Source organism: Sphingomonas faeni (assembly GCF_040407565.1).
In the GTDB taxonomy this organism is placed as follows: domain Bacteria; phylum Pseudomonadota; class Alphaproteobacteria; order Sphingomonadales; family Sphingomonadaceae; genus Sphingomonas; species Sphingomonas faeni_F.
In genome coordinates this window covers 613570-631564 of record NZ_JAPZPR010000001.1, presented here as the reverse complement: position 1 = coordinate 631564, position 17995 = coordinate 613570, and the positions used below count along the sequence as shown (strand labels likewise).

The following is a 17995-nucleotide window of genomic DNA, read 5'->3' as shown; positions in this document are numbered from 1 at the left end:
GCAAGGCTCTGCCGCCCCAGCAAGTCTGCGTCCCCCCGCCCTTAATTCGAGCCGAAACGCCCGCGAAAGCGACGGTTCCGGGGCTAGTTGCGGGATCGGGTATGCAGTGCTAGTCCTGTCGTACAGCCGTGTGTCGCCTGGATTTTGCCAGCGACGCGCCGGTCTCGACGCCCGCCTGCGGATTCTCGCCGGCGCGGCAATTCAGGTTGACGCTCGAATGACGCATTCCCCCCGCCCCGCACTCCGACCGGCCTTCGCCGACGGACTCGCGGTCGTGCGGGCGCCGCAGGGAGAGTTCCCGCGGCATGCACTTCGCGCAGAGGCAGTTTCGCATACCATCCGCGAGTCCGGGCGTCCGTGCCTGACCGCACCACCATCAAGCGCGCGACGGCTGCCGACAGGCCCGGCGCGCGCGCGGAGAATCTATAATGACAACGCGCATGCTGATCGACGCACGCCACCGGGAAGAAACCCGGATCGCAGTCGTCAAGGGTAACCGGATCGAGGAATTCGATTTCGAGAGTGCCGAACGCAAGCAGCTCAAGGGCAATATCTACCTCGCCAAAGTCACGCGGGTCGAGCCGTCGCTCCAGGCGGCGTTCATCGATTACGGCGGCAATCGCCACGGCTTCCTCGCGTTCAGCGAGATCCACCCCGATTACTACCAGATCCCCAAGGAAGATCGCGACGCGCTGCTCCGTGAGGAAGCCGAGCACGCCGCCGAGGAGGCAGCACTTCGTGCCGACTACGACTCGGACGACGAAGAGGGTGACGACGAGGACGATATCGAGCGCTTCGAGGACGATGGCGGGGTAGATCCCGACGTCGCCGAGGAACTCGAAGGCGGCGAAGAGGCCGGTGAAGCCCCCCGTCGCAAGCGCAAGCCGAGCGCCGACGATGCCGCGGTCGAGGACCTGCGCGAGCGTCGCATGAACCTGCGCCGCCGCTACAAGATCCAGGACGTGATCCATCGCCGCCAGGTGTTGCTCGTCCAGGTCGTCAAGGAGGAGCGCGGCAACAAGGGCGCGGCGCTGACCACGTACCTGTCGCTCGCCGGTCGCTACTGCGTGCTGATGCCGAACACGTCGCACGGCGGTGGCATCTCGCGGAAGATCAGCAACGCGGGCGATCGCAAGCGTCTCAAGACGATCATGGCCGACATGCAGCTGCCGCCGTCGATGGGCTGCATCGTCCGCACTGCGGGCCTCCAGCGCTCGAAGGTCGAGATCAAGCGCGACTTCGATTACCTCGCCCGCCTATGGGACGGCATCCGCGAGGCCACGCTCAAGGCGTCGGCTCCCGCGCTCGTCTACGGCGACAGCGACCTGATCAAGCGCGCGATCCGCGACATCTACAACAAGGAAATCGAAGAGGTCATCGTCGAGGGCGAGGACGGCTATCGCCAGGCGCGCGAGTTCATGCGCCTGCTGATGCCGACGCACGCCCGCCGCATCAAGCATTACGCCGACCCCGTGCCGCTGTTCCAGCGCGCCGGCGTCGAGGATCAGCTTGCCGCGATGTACCACCCCGTCGTCCAGCTGAAGTCGGGCGGCTACCTTGTCATCAACCCGACCGAGGCGCTCGTCTCGATCGACATCAACTCAGGGAGGTCGACGCGCGAGCATTCGATCGAGCAAACCGCGACCGCGACCAACCTCGAGGCGGCCCAGGAAATCGGCCGCCAGCTCCGCCTGCGCGACATGGCCGGGCTCGTCGTCATCGACTTCATCGACATGGATAACAATTCCAACGTCCGTAAGGTCGAGAAGGCGATGAAGGAGGCGCTCAAGAACGATCGCGCGCGCATCCAGATCGGCCGCATCTCGTCGTTCGGCCTCATGGAAATGAGCCGCCAGCGCCTGCGCACCGGCGTACTCGAAGCGTCGACCCGCGCCTGCCCGCATTGCGAGGGCACCGGCCTGGTCCGCACCGCATCGTCGTCGGGCATCTCCGCACTTCGCCTGATCGAGGACGAGGCGGCACGCGGTCGCGGTTCGCTACTTACCCTGCGCGCGAGCCAGGAAGCAGCGGTCTACATCCTCAACCGCAAGCGCGCCGACATCGCCGAGATCGAGGATCGCTACGGCGTGATCGTCGAGATCATCCCCGGCCAGGACGAGGAAGGCGCGCACATGACGGTCGAGGCCAGCGGCCCGCCGCCCGCGCACGCCCCGAAGTTCGTCCAGATCATTGAGGAAGACGAGGACGACCTCCCCGAGGAGATCGAGGACGAGATCGAGGAAGAAGAGGTCGAGGAGGCCGAAGCCGAGCAGCCGCGTCGTCGTGAAGGCGGTCGTGAAGGCAATGGCGAGCAGCGTGCGCCCCGTGAAGCTCGCGATGCAGACGGTGAAGGCGGCAAGAAGCGCCGTCGTCGTCGCGGCCGTCGCGGTCGTGCACGTCCCGGTGAGGAAGGTGCGGCAGAAGGCGTCAACGAGGACGGTAATTTCGAGGACGCCGACACCAACGTCGAGGAGATCGACGAGGTCGAGGGCGACATCGTCGAAGTCGGCGGTGGCGAAGCGGTCGAGGCTGGCGCACCTGCCGAACAGGCGAATGGCGCAGAGGGCGAAGGCCGTCGTCGTCGCGGTCGCCGGGGACGTCGCGGTGGTCGCCGCAACGAGCAGGGCGCCGAGAACGGCCAGTCGGTCGCCGTCAGCAGCGTAGACGACGCCCAGCTGATCGCCGAGGCGCCCGAGCCGGAAGCGTACGAGCCGGTCGAGTCGACCTATGCCGAGCCGCCTTACGAGCCGGCATTTGAGCCCGCCGTCGAGGAAGCGCCGGTGGCGGAAGTCGCCGAGGGTCCGAAGATGCGCCGTCGTCCGCGTGCTCGTGCAGCAGCAGCTGCGGCAAACATCGCCGAGGCGGTGGCCGATGCAGCACCCAAGCCACGCCGCGGTCGCAAGCCACGCGCGGTCGAGGCGGACGCCGAGTCGGTCGCACCGGAACCAGTGGTTCCGGCGCCCGTCGCTGCCGAGCCGGCTGCACCCAAGCCCGGTCGTCGCCGTCGCGAAGCGGTCGCAGAAGCGACGATGGACGAGGTGAGCGCAACGCCCGCCGAGACCATCGAAGCGTCGGCGCCCAAGCCCAAGCGTGCACGTCGCAAGGCGTCGGACGCGGCGGTCGAAGCCCCAGCGGTTGAAGAGGTAGTCGAGGAAGCGCCCGCCAAGGTCGCCAAGCCCCGCGGTCGTCCGCGCAAGGCAGCGGTGGTCGATGCCGGCGATGCCGCCCCGACCAGCGAGCCTCTCGCCGAGCCGATCGCAACCACCCCGCCCAAGGCCGAAGTCCAGCCCCAGGACGTCACGACGTCGGACACCAACGACGGCGCCAACGACGACCCCGACGGCGCCCCCCGCCGCGGCTGGTGGCAGCGCACCTTCGGCTAACGCCGGACGCAGTGACCAAAAAACGGGCGCGACCGAAAGGCCGCGCCCGTTTTCATTTGTAGGGAAGCAGGACGTCGTCGACTGCGCGGTCTCCTCCAGCGTTCACCGCCCCGCGGTAACGATAAAAGCATGTTTCCCCGCGAAGGCGGGGACCCAGACTGGGCACCCGCCTTCGCGGGTGAACAAGACACGGGGGCAGCCCGGGGTTTGTGTTCCAGCCCCGTAGTGAGGCACGCCGAACTCCACCCACCCACCACCACCCCGGCGAAGGCCGGGGCCCAATTGGAAAGGTGGCAATAACGAAGCGCCGTCCTTCGTTAGCAACGTCCCCCAATTGGACCCCGGCCTACGCCGGGGCGGTAGCGCATGGAGCAGCCCGATTGCGCCCGCCTTCAGATCAAAGTGCGCCCTGCCAAAGCCTCAGCCCCTAAACCGCCATCCCAATGACGACCCGTCATCCAAACCAATACTGCGATCCAAACCAGATCCGTCACCCCAGCGAAAGCTGGGGGATCCCCCCGTGGCACGCGGCACCCGCCAAACGACGATATCCCAGCTTCCGCTGAGATGACGGCCTGTGGGACAAAGCCCGGGGACCACGGCGGCACCCCAGACGCCCCCCGACCATCGCACGCCCGACCGCACGACCATTGCCCCCCCGCCCCCAATCGACGATACCCCGTAATATGAAGCGCCTAGTAGCCGCCGCAGCCACCGCCCTCCTTCTCTGGACGACGCCCCTCAAGGCCCAGTCGATCCTCCGCGACGCCGAGACCGAAACCATGTTCGCGGAGATGTCGAACCCGCTGATCAAGGCGGCCGGCCTCTCGACGCGCGACGTGAAGGTCGTCCTTATCAACGACGAATCGATCAACGCGTTCGTCGCCGGCGGGCAGACCGTCTACGTCCACTCTGGCCTCATCCAGGCCGCCGACAACGCCAACGAAGTCCAGGGCGTCATCGCGCACGAACTCGGCCACATCGCCGACGGCCATGTCGTCCTCGCCGATCGCGGCACCAAGCCGGCAATGGGCATGTACCTGCTCTCGATGGTGCTCGGCCTCGCCGCGATGGCGGCCGGGTCCGGCGAAGCAGGCGCAGGCATCATGGCGGCTGGACAGCAGGCGGCGATGGGCACCTACCTCTCGTTCAGCCGCGTCCAGGAATCGACCGCAGACGCAACCGGCGCGAAGTTCCTCCGCGAGGCAAACATCTCCGGCCGCGGGATGCTGAGCTTCTTCAAGAAATTGCAGCAGCAGGAATACCGCTTCGGCACCGCCAACATCGATCCGTTCATGCAGTCGCACCCGCTCTCGGGCGAACGCGTCGCGACGCTCACCGCCGACCTCCAAGCCTCGCCCGCCTGGGCCAACAAACCCGACGCCGCGCTCGAAGAACGCTTCCGCCGCGTGAAGGCCAAGCTTGCCGGCTACGTCATGCCCGCCGACCAGACGCTGCAGGCCTACCCACCCAGCAACCAGTCGATCTACGCCCACTACGCCCGCGCCTACGCGTATCACAAAGCCGGCTATCCCGAGAAAGCCGACGCCGAGGCCAACGCACTGGTGAAGGCCGAACCCACCGACCCGTATTTCCTCGAGATCAAGGGGCAGATTTTGCTCGAAGCCGGCAAGCCGACCGAGTCGCTCATCCCTCTGCGGGAAGCCACTGAAGGGTCGCGCAACAACCCGCTGATCGCCACCACCTTCGGCCACGCGCTGATCGCGACCGAGAACAAGGCGAACTACCCCGAGGCCACCAGGGTACTCCGCACAGCAGTCGGCCGCGACGACCAGAACCCGTTCGCCTGGATGCAGCTCGGCACCGTCTACGAGCTGACGGGGGATACCGCGCGCGCCGCGCTCGCCACCGCCGAGCGCGCCAGCATGGGCGGCGACATGCGGACCGCCTCGGCGAGCGCACAATATGCGCTCGCGAACATCCCGGCGAACACCACCGACTGGATCCGCGCGCAGGATATCGCGATGGCCGCGCAGAACGAGATGGACGATAATCCCAAGCAGTATAAGCGCCGCAAATGAGCAAACTTACATTCCCCGCGATCGCAGTCGCTGGCGCCGTCATCGGAGGCCTCGCGGTCTGGGGCTATGATCGCCAGGGCGGCGGCGTAGAGCGCGCGCAGGTCGAATCGATCGTCCACGACTATGTCCTGGCGCACCCCGAAATCCTCCCCGAGGCGATGGAGAAACTGCGCGACCGCGAGTCGGGCAAGACCGTCACCGCCAACCGCGATGCGATCGTCACGCCGTTCGGCAGCGCCTGGGCCGGCAACCCCAAGGGCGATGTCACGCTCGTCGAGTATTTCGATTACAATTGCGGATATTGCCGCGCGAGCCTGCCGATGATCGCCAAGCTGATCGCCGCCGACCCGAAGGTCCGCGTCGTCTTCCGCGAACTCCCGATCCTCAGCGCCGAAAGCCGCATCGCCGCCCGCGCGAGCCTCGCCGCCGCGCAACAGGGCAAGTTCGCCACCTTCCACGACGCGCTCTACGCCGGCGGCCCCGTCAGCGACGCCTCGATCGCAGCGGCTGCGAGCAAGGCTGGGGTCGACGCGACGCAGGCCAGCTTCACCAAGACCGCCGACGCCGAAATTGCCAAAAACATGGAAACCGCCGCCAAGCTCGGCATGACCGGGACGCCCAGCTGGGTGGTCGGCGACCGAGTCCTGTCCGGCGCATTGCCGCTCGAAGACCTCCAGAAAGCGGTAGCAGCAGCGCGCGCCGGCTGACCCCTCCTTGTTTCCCCGCGAAGGCGGGGACCCAGGCTGGGCTCCCGCCTTCGCGGGAGAACAAGAAGGTGCGGGAAGGCCTATCATTCCCCCCTCCCCACCCCCATCTTCCCCTCACAAAAAGGGGTGCCAATGACCGAACCGATCCTGTCCATCGCGGGCGTCACCAAGACCTACAAGAGCGGCACCACCGCCCTCCACCCAGTCGACCTAGACATCCAAAAGGGCGAGATCTTCGCCCTCCTCGGCCCCAACGGCGCGGGCAAGACGACGCTCATCAGCATCATCTGCGGCATCGTCACGCCGTCCGCCGGCACGATTAAGGTCGCCGGCTACGACGCGATCCGCGACTATAAGCAAGCGCGCAGCCGCATCGGCCTCGTGCCCCAGGAACTCAACGTCGACATGTTCGAGACGGTGCTCGCCACCGTCACCTTCAGCCGCCGCCTGTTCGGCCGCTCGGGCCACAGCGCGTACATCGAACAGGTGCTCCGCGACCTCTCGCTCTGGGACAAGCGCGACGCGAAGATCCGCGAACTTTCGGGCGGGATGAAGCGCCGCGTGCTGATCGCGAAAGCGCTCGCGCACGAACCCGAAATTCTGTTCCTCGACGAACCCACCGCGGGCGTCGACGTGGCATTGCGCCGCGACATGTGGAAGCTCGTCCACCGCCTGCGCGAAGGCGGCACGACGATCATCCTGACGACGCATTACATCGAGGAAGCCGAGGAGATGGCGGACCGCGTCGGCGTCATCAACAAGGGCAAGCTGCTCCTCGTCGACGACAAGGCGTCGCTGATGAAGAAGCTCGGCAAGCGCGAACTCGATATCGCGCTCCAGGATCCGATGACGACGATTCCCGCCGACCTCGCCGACTGGGATGTGTCGCTGGAAGACGACGGCAAGCGCCTGCGCTACGTGTTCGACGCACAGGCCGACCACACCGGGATCCCGTCTTTGCTCCGCAAGCTCAGCGAACTCGGCATCGGCTTCAAGGACCTCGAAACCAGCAAATCGAGCCTCGAAGACATCTTTGTCGACCTGGTGGGGGAACGCGCATGAATACCCATGGCATCTGGGCGATCTACCGCTTCGAAATGGCGCGTGCGCTGCGCACCCTGTGGCAGAGCCTCGTCACGCCCGTCCTCACGACATCGCTGTATTTTATCGTCTTCGGCGGCGCGATCGGCAGCCGGATGCAGCAGGTCGGCGGCGTCGATTACGGCAGCTTCATCGTCCCCGGCCTGATCATGCTGTCGCTGCTCACGCAGAGCATCTCGAACGCATCGATCGGCATCTACTTCCCCAAATTCACCGGCACGATCTACGAACTCTTGTCCGCGCCCGTGTCGGCAATGGAGATGGTGATCGGCTATGTCGGCGCGGCGACCACCAAGTCGGTGATCCTCGGGCTCATCATCCTCGCCACCGCGTCGTTCTTCGTGCCGCTGCGGATCGAACACCCGTTCGCGATGATCGCGTTCCTGATCCTCACCGCGGTGGCGTTCAGCCTGTTCGGGTTCATCATCGGCGTGTGGGCGAACGGCTTCGAACAGCTGAACTTCGTCCCCGCACTGTTGATCACGCCGCTGACGTTCCTCGGCGGCGCGTTCTACTCGATCGACATGCTGCCCCAGCCGTGGCGCACGTTCAGCCTCTTCAACCCGGTCGTCTATCTGGTGAGCGGCTTCCGCTGGAGCTTCTTCGGGGTAGGCGACGTCGCGGTCGGGGTCAGCCTCGCGGTGACGGCCGGCTTCCTCGCGGTGTGCCTGATCGCGATCGCCTGGATCTTCAAGACCGGCTGGCGGATGAAGAACTGACGCGCCACGCGCCGGTCACGACCGGGCGCACGACCAGCGCGTTGAGGTCGATGACGATGTGGAACAGCATTGCGAGCCACAACGCGCCGCTCGCCAGATAGACGTAGCCCAGCACCGCGCCGACCAACGTCGTCGCGATCACGCCGCGCATCCCCTGATACCGGTGCACCGCGCCGAACAGCAGCGTCGCGGCAACAAACCCGAGCAGCGCGCTGCCGCTGACAAGCGCGACCAGCAAAGGTACGAAAAGGCGAAAGAACGCTTCCTCCGACACCCCGGCGGAGATCGACAGCAACACCGCCGGCAGCAGGTCGCTCCGTACGGCTGGCTTCACGTCGGGAAAATTGCCGATTTGGATCTGCGCGCGGCCGGTCCGGACCCGCCAGACCCCAAAGAGGACGTTGACGATCGTCCCGCCCACCATGCCGATCATCAGTGGTTCGGGCGTCACCAACAGACCAAATGACGCCAGCCTGAAGACCAGCGGCAGGAACGCGGCGGGCATCGTGTCTAACACGGTACGCTGACCGAGGATCATCAGCCCGATCAGTGCGGGCAATCCGAACGAGATCGCGACGCTCAGCGCCCAGATACGCAAAGAGGCGGCGCGACCGTCACCGGCGCGCCGCCTCAGCAGATCGGTACGAAACAGCCGCCCCCGCCACAGGATCGCGGCCAGATAGATGGCCACGAGCGCAAGAAGGACGGCGGCCACTATCGGTTGAGCATCATCGATCGAACATGATCAATCGGTGCGATGCTCGCCCTTGACCCAACGGACGGTGCCCGAAGACGCGCGCATCACCACGCTCTCGGTGGTCATCTTGCCCTTCTTCCGCTTCACGCCCGCCAGCAGCGACCCATCCGTCACACCCGTCGCGGCGAAGATGCAGTCGCCCTTGGCCAGCTCGGACAGGTCATACTGCTTGTCGAGATCGGTGATCCCCCACTTCGCCGCACGGCCACGCTCGTCGTCGTTGCGGAACAACAGCCGGCCCTTGAACTGGCCACCGACGCAGCGCAGCGCCGCGCACGCCAGCACGCCCTCTGGTGCGCCACCCGAGCCCATATACACGTCGACCGTGGTCTCGGGATCGGACGTCGCGATCACGCCGGCGACGTCGCCATCACCGATCAGCATGATCCCGCAGCCGACCTTGCGCAGTTCGGCGATCAGCGCCTCGTGACGCGGCCGATCGAGCACGCACACGATCAGGTCGCGCGCGGGCACGCCCTTGGCAGCGGCGACGGCGTTGATGTTCTCGGTCGGCGTCTTGTCGAGGTCGATGATGCCCTCGGGATAGCCCGGGCCCACGGCGATCTTGTCCATGTAGACGTCGGGCGCGTTGAGCAGCCCGCCCTCTTCGGCGATCGCCAGCACGGCGAGGCTGTTCGGCCCCGCGGTCGCGCAGATCGTCGTGCCTTCGAGCGGATCGAGCGCGATGTCGATCTTCGGACCCTTGCCGATCGCCGAGCCGACCTTCTCGCCGATGAACAGCATCGGCGCCTCGTCGCGCTCGCCCTCGCCGATCACCACGGTGCCGTCCATGTAGAGCGAGTTGAGCGCCTCGCGCATCGCCTCGACCGCGGCCGCATCCGCCGCCTTCTCGTCGCCGCGCCCGACGAGCGTCGACGCGGCGATCGCCGCCGCTTCGGTCACGCGGACCATTTCGAGGACGAGTACGCGGTCGAGAACCTGGCTGGCGGCAGCGGTCAAAATCTATCTCCTCGGTATGTTTCGACCCGGATAGGCAGCGCCCGCCGGGTTGTCGACCCGATCAGTCCCTTAGAAGGTCATTGATCGAGGTTTTGGAACGAGTTTGCGCATCGACCCGCTTGACGATGACGGCGCAGTACAAGGCCGGCTTGCCGTCACCGCCACCTATCGAGCCTGGCACGACGACGGAATAGGGCGGCACTTCGCCCTTGAAGACTTCGCCGGTCGCGCGGTCGACGATCTTGGTCGAGGCGCCCAGATACACGCCCATCGACAGCACCGCACCCTCGCCGACGCGGACGCCCTCGGCGACTTCGGCGCGCGCGCCGATGAAGGCGCCGTCGCCGATGATGACGGGATCGGCCTGCAACGGCTCGAGCACGCCGCCGATGCCGGCGCCGCCCGACAAATGGACGTTCTTGCCGATCTGCGCGCACGACCCGACCGTCGCCCAGGCGTCGACCATCGTCCCCTCGCCGACAAAGGCGCCGATGTTGACGAAGCTCGGCATCAGGATCGCGCCCTTGGCGATGAAGCTCCCGCGGCGAGCGACCGCACCCGGCACGACGCGGATCCGCGCCGAGCGGAACTCGGCATCGCCCCAGCCCGCGAACTTCGACGGCACCTTGTCGAACCCCGGCGAGCCGGCCGAACCGCCGTCGATCACGACGTTGTCGTTGAGCCGGAACGAGAGCAGCACCGCCTTCTTCAACCACTGGTTGACCTGCCAGCCATCAGCGGTCGGCTCGGCAACGCGCGCGGTCCCCGCGTCCAGCATCGCCAGCGCGGACTCGACGGCGTCGCGAACCTCGCCCTTGGTATCCAGGCCGAGGTTCGCGCGATCATCCCAGGCGGCGTCGATGATGGTCTGCAAGGTCATGATGTCTCCAGGATGGTTTCGAGCCATGGCGCAAGCACCGGCACGGTAAAATCGATGTGATCGCGCGCGACGTCGGGCGACTGCTCGGAGCCGTTGTCGATCCACACGGTCGTCATCCCGATCGCCTTGGCCGGCGTCAGGTTGCGCGCCATGTCGTCGGCGAACAGCGACGCGCGGGGATCGATGTCGAACGCCGCGCAGAACCCTGCATAGGCCGACGCATGCGGCTTCGGCATCAGGTTCATCGCGTGGATGTCGTGGATAGCCTCGAAGCTCTCGCTCAGTCCGAGCCGATCGAGGATCCGCGTCGCATACGGCGTGTCGCCGTTGGTGAAGACGAGTTTGCGCCCCGGCAACCTGGCGATCGCGGCGACCAAAGGCGCGTCGTGCTCGATCACGTCCATCTCGATGTCGTGAACATGCGCCAGGAACGCGTGCGGATCGACGTGGTGCTCGGCCATCAGCCCCGACAGCGTCGTGCCGTGATTGTGGAAATACCCCTTCTGCACGCGGCGCGCCTCGTCATGCTCCAGCCCGAGCAGATCCTGTATGAACCCGGTCATCCGCGCATCGACCTGCGCGAACAGGTCCGCGCTCGCCGGGTACAGCGTGTTGTCGAGATCGAAGATCCAGTTGCGGACGTGGTCAAGGCGGGCAAGCATCGCGCGAACCTCTAGGCACCGCGACCGATCGGGGCAAGGCGACGGTGCCTTCGCAACGTGCGGCGGACGCATAAGGGCTGGATAAGCTACCGCTCGGTACCTATCTCTGGTGCATGACACGTTATTCCCTGCTCGATCTGGTCCCCGTCATCGAAGGCGGCACCGTCTCCCAATCGCTCGCCAACGCGGCCGACCTCGCGCGGCACGCCGAGAGCGTCGGGTTCCAGCGTTACTGGGTCGCCGAACACCACGGCATGACCGGCATCGCGTCGGCCGCGACCGCCGTCGTGATCGCGCACATCGCCGCCGCCACGAAGACGATCCGCGTAGGCTCGGGCGGCATCATGCTCCCCAACCACGCGCCGCTGACGATCGCCGAGCAGTTCGGCACGCTCGACGCGCTGTTCCCCGGCCGCATCGACCTCGGCCTCGGCCGCGCACCCGGCTCCGACCAGCGCGTCGCGCGCGCAATGCGCCGCACGCTCGAGACCGACGCCAACGCCTTCCCGCAGGACGTCATGGAGTTGCAAAGCTACTTCGCCAACGACGGCCAGACCGGCATCGTCGCCACCCCGGGCGCAGGCGCGGATGTCGAGATGTGGATCCTCGGCTCCAGCACGTTCGGCGCGCAATTGGCGGCAGCACTTGGCCTGCCCTACGCGTTCGCCTCGCACTTTGCGCCCGATGCGCTGGATGCCGCGCTGGCGATCTACCGCCGCGACTTCCGCCCCTCGGCGCGGCTCGCCAAGCCGCACGTCATGGCCGGCTTCAACGTGTTCGCAGCCGAGACCGATGCGGAGGCCGAACTGCTCGCCACCTCGCAGCAACAGTCGTTCGTGGCGTTGCGCACCGGTAACCCCGGCCAGATGAAGCCGCCCCTCGCCGGCTATCGCGAGTCGCTCGGTGCGCAGGGCAACCAGATCCTCGACCACGTCCTGCAATGCTCGGCAGTCGGCAGCCCGGCCAAGGTCGCCCGCGGCATCGCGGCGTTCGTCGAGCGGACCGGCGTCGACGAGGTCATGGTGACCAGCGCGATCTACGACCACGAGGCCCGCAAGCGGAGTCTGTCGATCACGGCGGATGTGATGCAGGAATTGAAGATCGCGGCGTAAGCCAGCGACTTCCCCCCTCCCTGAAAGGGAGGGGACGGGGGTGGGTCGGTTTCCGCAAGCTCCAACCGGAGCGGCTAAAACCGGCCAACCCACCCCCAACCCCTCCCTTCCAGGGAGGGGGGGCGAGTTATCTTCTGGGCGACCTACTCCCCCGCCCATTCTTTCAACAGCGTATACGCAATCGCATAAGGCGGCGGCGCCACAAACGGCCCCTCCTCCCCGCGCAACACCGCGCGCACCATCTCACGCGGCACCCACATCGCATCCTCGAGTTCGTTCACGTCAAGCGTGATCGCATCGTCCTCCGCCTCCGCGACGCACGCCATCATCAGCGAAGACGGAAACGGCCAGGGCTGGCTCGCGACATAGCGCACCTTGCCGACCCGCACGCCCGACTCCTCGAGGATCTCGCGCGCGACCGCCTCCTCGATCGACTCGGCCGGCTCGACGAAACCGGCAAGCGCCGAATACCGCCCCGGCGGCCACCCTTTGCCGCGCCCGAGCAGCGCACGCCCGTCATGCTCGGCGATCATGATGACCACCGGATCGACCCGCGGGAAATGCTCGGTCCCGCAGTTCGGACATTTCCGCGCCCACCCCGCCCGGAACATCTCGGTCGGCGAACCGCATTTCGCGCAGAAACCATGCCGGACATGCCAGTCGATCACACTCCGCGCCGCCGCATAGGTCGCCGCCTCGCCCGGAGCGAGCGCCGCCAGCACCGCCATCAGCGCAGGCGAGCGCATCGCCGGCGCATTGTCGACGCGCATTCCGTTCAGCAGCGCCGCGAAATGCGGCCGCCCGCTCTCGTCGAGCCCGAGCAGGATCGGCTCGGAATCGTCCGGCATGTCCGCCATCGACGTCCAGGCGAGATGCCCGTCGTCGGTCGTGCCGGGCAGCAGCCCATCGAGCACCAGCAACCGCGCACGCCAGTCGCGCTGCGCCGCCGCCAGCCCCTCTGGATCGTGCCGCAGCGCATCGGACCGGTCGAGCGTCCCACCGGTAAACCCAGGTGCCTCGATCACGCTCATCGGCGCAACCTCGCCGCATCCTGAATCAATGCCGCGACCACCTGCTCCCGCAGCGGAATGCGGTCCGCGGGGAAGTAATTGACCATCACGTTGCCGCGGGACCGCTTGAGCGGATCGACCCACGCGATCGTGCCCGCCGCGCCGCCCCAGGCATAGGTGCCCTTGCCCGGCCCGTTCGGCGTAGTGGCCAGCACCACCGATCCGCCCGCGCCGAAGCCCATGTTGCTGCCCTTCGTACCACCGGTACCGCCGCTCACGCCGCCATAGGTCACACCCGCCGGCAACAGGTTTGACGTCGCCAGTGCGATCGTCTCGGGCTTCATCACGCGCACGCCATCAAGCGTGCCGCCGTCCTGGATCATGTGGAGGAACCGGTCGTAGTCACGCGCCGACATCACGAGACCGGCACCGCCATACGGAAAGCTCGGCTTCTGCAGGAACACCGACGTCGCCGCCGGATCGAGCGGCGTCCGCGTGTCGCCGACAAACGCATAGTTGGTCGCCAGCCGCCCGACCTCGCTCTGCGGCACCTGCCAGAAGCTCGACTTCATCTTGAGCGGATCGAACAGTCGCGTCTGCACGAACCGCTCGAAGCTCATGCCGCTCGCGACCTCGATCACGCGACCCATCACGTCGAGCCCGATCGAATAGCTCCACTTGGTGCCAGGGTCCGCGATCAGCGGCAGCTTCGCGACACGGTTGGCGAACTCCTCCAGCGACTTCGGCCGGACGGGCCGCATCTTCTCTTCCATCGCCGCGCTGACCGACAGCGGCAGGATGCCGAGCCGCTCATATTCCTTGAGCAGCGGCCCCTTGGTGACGATCGTGTAGCCGAGCCCGGCGGTATGCGTCAGCAGGTTGCGGATCGTGATAGGCCGCGTCGCCGGCCGCGTGGCGAGCGACGTGTCGGGGCTGGTCGCGACCTTCATGTCCTTGAACGCCGGGATATATTTGCTAACCGGATCGTCGAGGTTGAGCTTGCCGTCCTCGACCAGCATCATCGCCGACATCCCGGTGATCGGCTTGGACATCGAATAGACGCGCCACAGCGAATCGGGGCCTGCCGCCGGAGCATTGGGGTCGTCGCTGATCTTGCCCGCCGACGGAAACAACGTCGGACCGTCGCCAGCCCCGAACGCACCGACGATCCCCGGCATCTTGTTCTGCGCGACATAGCTGTCGAACAGCGCGGACGTGGCAGGCAGCAGCGCGTTGACCGGGATCGTCATCCGCGGCGTCGGCCGAGCCTGCGCGCTGACCTGCGGACGCGGCTGCGCCTGCTGGGCATAAGCCGTGGCGGCTGCCAGCGCGGCAAGTCCGCCCGTCGAAATCCAGTGCACCAATTTCATGCAGCTCTCCGTATGGTCTTGCCGGCCTTGGCGAAAACGGTCGGGAGCCCGGCGGTATCCAGCTCGTCGATCGGCCACCATTCGCTTGCCGTTGGAACGCGCGGTTGATGCGCCTCGACCGTCGCCACCGCAAGCGTCAGTTGCAGATCGAAATGCGTAAATCCGTGCGCGACGGTGACGTCCAGCATCCGCCAGTCCGCCTGCGCCGGTGCATCCTCGAAACCGGGCGCAACATCACCCCAAAGCCCGGTCGGAAACGCCCGCATCCCGCCCAGCAAACCCTTGTCCGGCCGCCGCACCAGCAACACCTGCCCATCGCGCTCCAGCCAGAAGATCGTCCCGTACCGCTGAGGCTTAGCCGCCTTCTTCGCCTTCACCGGCAACCGCTCCGGCGCGCCCTGCTTGAAGCCTTCGCAAACCGCGCGGATCGGACACAGCAGGCATTTCGGCGCGCGCGACGTGCAGATCCCCGACCCCAGATCCATCATCGCCTGCGCGAAATCCCCCGCCTGAGCATCCGGCGTGATCGAATCCGCCGCCACCCGAATCGCAGGCCGCGCCGCCGGCAAAGGCGTCTGAATCGCAAACAACCGCGCGACCACCCGCTCGACATTCGCATCGACCACCACCGCGCGCTCGCCAAACGCGATCGCCGCCACCGCCGCCGCCGTATAAGCGCCGAGCCCGGGCAAAGCGCGCAGCTCCATCTCGGTCCGCGGAAACACGCCGCCATGCTCAGCGACCACGGCCTTCGCCGCCTTCACCAGATTGCGCGCCCGAGCGTAATACCCAAGCCCCGCCCAAGCCGCCATCACATCGGCATCCTCAGCCGCCGCCAGACTCGCGAAATCCGGCCACCGCGCGGTCCACGCCAGGAACCGCGGCGTCACCGCCGCCACCGTCGTCTGCTGCAACATCACCTCGGACAGCCAGACCCGGTACGGATCGACCACCTCGCCCGGCTTGGCGCGCCACGGCAGGTCGCGGCGATGCGCGTCATACCAGTCTAGCAGGGCCCCGGAGACCGAAGAGCGCTTGGCGTTCACGCGTCGCCTATGGCATGGGATTGCGGATGAGCAAGCCGCCCGTTTCTCTGCCTAAACCCGCGACGCCCAAGCCGGCGACGAAGCGCATTAAAGGCAGGACCGACCCAGACGCCCCGCGCGAGAACCGCTCACGCGCGGTCGCCGAACTGTTGCCCGCGATCGGCGGCGCGGCATTCCGGCGATTCGGCTTCGTCCAGTCGTCGATCGTCAGCCGCTGGCCCGAGATCGTCGGCGCAAAACTGGCAGGGGCCAGCATTCCCGAATCGATCCGCTTCCCGGTCGGCAAGAAACAGGACGGCGTCCTAACCCTTACCGTCCGCGGCGCGCACGCCCCGATGATGCAGCACATCGCGCCCGAGATCATCGAGCGCGTGAACCGCTTCTTCGGCTACGCCGCGATCGTGAAGGTCGCGATCCGGCAGGGCGAGGTCGCCGCGCCCGTCCCACGCAAGGCGCCGCCTTCATTGCGCCCGGTGCCCGTCGATCTCGGTATGAGCCTGAAGGGCATCGCCGATCCGGAACTGCGCGCCGTCCTCGAATCCCTCGCCGCCGGCGTCGCCTCGACGCACGGCCTTCCCAGGATCAACTGATGCGCGTCCTCCTTGCCGTCTTCGCCCTCTTCCTGCTGACCGGTGCCGCGCCGAAGCGCGACTGGTCGCAAACCGCGCGTATCCTCCCCTCGGGCGCCTACCTGATCGGCAACCCCGCCGCGCGCGTGAAACTGGTCGAATACGCCAGCTACACCTGCTCGCACTGCGCCGACTTCTCGGTGAAGTCCGAACCCGTGCTGAAGCGCCAGATGATCGCGTCGGGCTCGACCAGCCTCGAAGTCCGCAGTTTCATCCGCGACCGGCTCGATCTGGCGGCAGCGATCCTCGCCCGCTGCACCGGCCCGAAAGGCTTCTCCGCCACCTCGTCGGCGATCTTCGCCGCGCAACCGCAATGGCTGGAGCGCGGGATCGAGTATCAGCAGGGCAACGCCGCGCGCCTGAACATGTACCCGGCGGCGGCCCAGATCCGCGCCAACGCCGACGGCTCCGGCCTGACCGCATTCGTCAAGGCGCGCGGGCTCTCGGATGCGGCGATCAACGCGTGCTTCGCCAACCAGCCCGAGATCGACCGCATCGTCAAACTGACCGCCGACGCGCCGAAGGAGATCGACTCCACGCCGACCTTCTACCTCAACGGCAGACTCGTCCCGCATGTCGGCTGGGAACAGCTCGAACCCGCGCTCCGCAAGGCAGGCGCTCGTTAATTCACGTGATCCACTGGAGTAACCCGATGAAGTTCCTGACCACGCTCGCCGTCCTGCCGCTCGCGCTCGCCGCCTGCTCGAAGAACGATTCGACCGGCAACGTCGACCAGCCCGCCGCCGCGCCGGTTGCGGCCGCCGCAGCCCCCGCCGGCCAGAACTGGACCGAGACGGTCGTGAAGACCCCCGAGGGTTACCTGATGGGCAACCCGAACGCGCCGATCAAGCTCGTCGAATACGGCGCGCGCTCGTGCCCGACCTGCGGCGCGTTCGGTCGCGAGGCGTACAAGCCGCTGACCGAAAAATACGTCTCGACCGGGAAGGTCAGCTTCGAATTCCGCGACTTCCTTGTCCACGGCGCCCCCGACGTGGCGCTGACCCTGCTCGGCCAGTGCGGCGGCGTCGCGCCGTTCTTCCCGATCCTCGAGCAGATGTACGGCAACCAGATCGCCTTCCTCGACAAGCTCCAGGCGATGACCCCCGACCAGCAGAAGGCGCTTGCCAACCAGCCGCCGACGGTCGTCGCGACCAAGCTCGCCGAGCAGATGGGCGCGATCGATTTCGTCAAGCAGCGCGGGATCCCGGAAGCCAAGGCACGCGCATGCCTCGCGGATCAGAAGCAGCTCGAAGTGATGGCCAAGCCGACCGAGAATGCGATGCAGGCCGGCACGGTCACGGGCACGCCGACCTTCCTGATCAACGACAAGAAGCTCGATCAGGTCGTGAGCTGGGACCAGATGGAGAAGGCGCTGAAGGCCGCTGGGGCGTAAGCGCGGCCGCCTCTTAAGAAGGTAGACGGCAACCTAACCCATCGCACCACCCCGGCGGAGGCCGGGGCCCAGTTGGGGGACGTCGCTGATCAGCGCTGCGTTCCGTTACTGCCACCTTTCCAACTGGGCCCCGGCCTCCGCCGGGGAGGTGGAGTTTGGGCTGGCGGCAGCTCTTTCTTGTTCTCCCGCGAAGGCGGGAGCCCAGTCTGGGTCCCCGCCTTCGC

16 protein-coding genes are annotated in these 17995 nt (G+C 66.9%); 9 read left to right on the top strand and 7 right to left on the bottom strand.

What is annotated here, in order from left to right:
* Window positions 1-440: 440 nt before the first annotated feature.
* From O6Y00_RS02700 to O6Y00_RS02680, 5 genes are all read left to right on the top strand, one after another.
* Window positions 441-3383 carry a ribonuclease E/G gene (locus tag O6Y00_RS02700; RefSeq protein WP_353441393.1) on the top strand — a complete coding sequence of 981 codons (2943 nt, stop codon included), beginning with the start codon at window positions 441-443 and terminating at the stop codon, window positions 3381-3383.
* Window positions 3384-4069: 686 nt separating this feature from the next.
* On the top strand, window positions 4070-5425 hold the full coding sequence (locus tag O6Y00_RS02695; RefSeq protein WP_353441088.1) for a M48 family metalloprotease: 1356 nt from the start codon (window positions 4070-4072) through the stop codon (window positions 5423-5425).
* Complete coding sequence (locus O6Y00_RS02690; protein WP_353441087.1) at window positions 5422-6132, top strand: DsbA family protein; 711 nt, start codon at window positions 5422-5424, stop codon at window positions 6130-6132. Before O6Y00_RS02695 ends, O6Y00_RS02690 begins: the two co-directional genes overlap by 4 nt.
* A 132-nt stretch (window positions 6133-6264) precedes the next feature.
* Window positions 6265-7194: an ABC transporter ATP-binding protein gene (locus O6Y00_RS02685; protein ID WP_136191224.1), complete on the top strand. Its 930-nt coding sequence runs from the start codon at window positions 6265-6267 to the stop codon at window positions 7192-7194.
* The gene (locus tag O6Y00_RS02680; RefSeq protein WP_353441086.1) at window positions 7191-7952 is read left to right on the top strand and encodes an ABC transporter permease; all 762 of its coding nucleotides are present in this window, start codon (window positions 7191-7193) and stop codon (window positions 7950-7952) included. Before O6Y00_RS02685 ends, O6Y00_RS02680 begins: the two co-directional genes overlap by 4 nt.
* On the opposite strand, the gene O6Y00_RS02675 is transcribed toward O6Y00_RS02680, so the two are convergent.
* The 4 genes from O6Y00_RS02675 to O6Y00_RS02660 form a co-directional block, all read right to left on the bottom strand.
* Window positions 7924-8667 carry a CPBP family intramembrane glutamic endopeptidase gene (locus O6Y00_RS02675; RefSeq protein ID WP_353441084.1) on the bottom strand — a complete coding sequence of 248 codons (744 nt, stop codon included), beginning with the start codon at window positions 8665-8667 and terminating at the stop codon, window positions 7924-7926. The genes O6Y00_RS02680 and O6Y00_RS02675 overlap by 29 nt on opposite strands.
* Window positions 8668-8697: 30 nt before the next feature.
* Window positions 8698-9669, bottom strand: coding sequence for a class II fructose-bisphosphatase (glpX, locus tag O6Y00_RS02670; protein WP_107963207.1), 972 nt, complete (start codon window positions 9667-9669; stop codon window positions 8698-8700).
* Window positions 9670-9730: 61 nt separating this feature from the next.
* On the bottom strand, window positions 9731-10549 hold the full coding sequence (gene dapD, locus O6Y00_RS02665) for a 2,3,4,5-tetrahydropyridine-2,6-dicarboxylate N-succinyltransferase (protein WP_353441083.1): 819 nt from the start codon (window positions 10547-10549) through the stop codon (window positions 9731-9733).
* Window positions 10546-11211 (bottom strand): pyrimidine 5'-nucleotidase, encoded by a 666-nt coding sequence (locus O6Y00_RS02660; protein ID WP_353441081.1) that lies wholly within the window; start codon window positions 11209-11211, stop codon window positions 10546-10548. The genes dapD and O6Y00_RS02660 overlap by 4 nt, the downstream gene beginning before the upstream one ends.
* A gap of 113 nt (window positions 11212-11324) precedes the next feature.
* On the opposite strand from O6Y00_RS02660, the gene O6Y00_RS02655 reads away from it, so the two are divergent.
* The gene (locus O6Y00_RS02655) at window positions 11325-12323 is read left to right on the top strand and encodes an LLM class flavin-dependent oxidoreductase (protein WP_093398758.1); all 999 of its coding nucleotides are present in this window, start codon (window positions 11325-11327) and stop codon (window positions 12321-12323) included.
* Between the two features lie 143 nt (window positions 12324-12466).
* Here the strand turns inward: O6Y00_RS02655 and nudC are convergent, their stop codons facing one another.
* From nudC to O6Y00_RS02640, 3 genes are read right to left on the bottom strand one after another with little or no spacing between them, the layout of a single operon-like run.
* Window positions 12467-13354: an NAD(+) diphosphatase gene (nudC, locus tag O6Y00_RS02650; RefSeq protein ID WP_353441080.1), complete on the bottom strand. Its 888-nt coding sequence runs from the start codon at window positions 13352-13354 to the stop codon at window positions 12467-12469.
* Window positions 13351-14703, bottom strand: coding sequence for a serine hydrolase domain-containing protein (locus O6Y00_RS02645; RefSeq protein WP_353441079.1), 1353 nt, complete (start codon window positions 14701-14703; stop codon window positions 13351-13353). Before O6Y00_RS02645 ends, nudC begins: the two co-directional genes overlap by 4 nt.
* Window positions 14700-15749, bottom strand: coding sequence for an A/G-specific adenine glycosylase (locus O6Y00_RS02640; RefSeq protein ID WP_435368573.1), 1050 nt, complete (start codon window positions 15747-15749; stop codon window positions 14700-14702). Before O6Y00_RS02640 ends, O6Y00_RS02645 begins: the two co-directional genes overlap by 4 nt.
* Window positions 15750-15775: 26 nt before the next feature.
* Here O6Y00_RS02640 and O6Y00_RS02635 point away from each other — a divergent pair, with 26 nt between their 5' ends.
* From O6Y00_RS02635 to O6Y00_RS02625, 3 genes are read left to right on the top strand one after another with little or no spacing between them, the layout of a single operon-like run.
* Window positions 15776-16339 carry a DUF721 domain-containing protein gene (locus O6Y00_RS02635; RefSeq protein WP_353441078.1) on the top strand — a complete coding sequence of 188 codons (564 nt, stop codon included), beginning with the start codon at window positions 15776-15778 and terminating at the stop codon, window positions 16337-16339.
* Window positions 16339-17004 carry a thioredoxin domain-containing protein gene (locus O6Y00_RS02630; protein WP_107951907.1) on the top strand — a complete coding sequence of 222 codons (666 nt, stop codon included), beginning with the start codon at window positions 16339-16341 and terminating at the stop codon, window positions 17002-17004. Before O6Y00_RS02635 ends, O6Y00_RS02630 begins: the two co-directional genes overlap by 1 nt.
* A 26-nt stretch (window positions 17005-17030) precedes the next feature.
* On the top strand, window positions 17031-17771 hold the full coding sequence (locus O6Y00_RS02625) for a thioredoxin domain-containing protein (protein WP_056051660.1): 741 nt from the start codon (window positions 17031-17033) through the stop codon (window positions 17769-17771).
* Window positions 17772-17995: the final 224 nt, after the last annotated feature.